The 854-nt window shown below is 56.8% G+C and carries 1 protein-coding gene; it reads left to right on the top strand.

Annotated features, from left to right (window positions below; all coding sequences use genetic code 11):
* On the top strand, positions 1-854 hold an 854-nt coding region (locus tag ACO0LK_RS26965; RefSeq protein WP_422980603.1), incomplete at both ends, for a hypothetical protein.

Genomic DNA, 854 nt, shown 5'->3' with positions numbered 1-854 from the left:
CTGGGCAATGCCAACGACAACGGCGGCACACTCATCACCCCAAAACTGACCAACATCCAAACGCTGAATGCCTCCTTCACAGGATCATCCTCCGCGGGTGCCAACCTGGCAGTGACTGGTCTCGATCTGCAAGATGCCAGCGGCCTCAAAGCCGTCAACATCTCCCGTATCGCCTCCGCAGCAGGTACCAACAATGCCCGTATCGAAAACATCAAGTCTGTTCTCGATACCATGTCCATCACCAGCTCCAACGCCAACCAGGCTGGCGTCGTTGAATTCTCCTTCGGTGCAGGCGTACTGACAGGTGCCAACGTCGGTGCATTGAACCTCTCCGACGTCCAAGTGGGTGCAGTCAACATCGGTGGCAATACCTCCGGTTCCTCCGCCAATGGCGTAGGTGGCACAGGCTACGAAACACTCACAGTCAACAGCACTGGCGCCAACAACTTCATCGGCACACTGAACCTGCCAATGGACACAGGCACAGCCGGTAAAGTCATCATCACTGGTAACACCAACCTGAACCTCGGTTCTACCACCAACGTCGTCAACGGCGCTGTTGGTACCATCGAATCCGTCAACTACCAGGGCGGCATCCTGCAAGCCTCCGGTCGTCTGGCGACCGTGGACGCATCCGCATTCACAGGCAACCTGACCATCAATCTGGGCAACGGCATCTTCACAACCGGTAAAGCAGACACCTCTGGTCAGACACAAGACGTCTCCATCATCGGCGGTAAAGGTAACGACACCTTCATCCTGGCTGACACAGTTGAAGCGGGCGACAGCATCACCGGCGGCGACGGTACAGACACCCTCATCGTTGTCAACGGCGGTAACGTCACAGCCACATC

This window comes from Undibacterium sp. Ji49W (assembly GCF_049340205.1).
Taxonomy (GTDB): Bacteria; Pseudomonadota; Gammaproteobacteria; order Burkholderiales; family Burkholderiaceae_D; genus Undibacterium.
The sequence above is the reverse complement of the archived record's forward strand: the minus strand, read 5'-3'. Positions and strand labels throughout refer to the sequence as shown.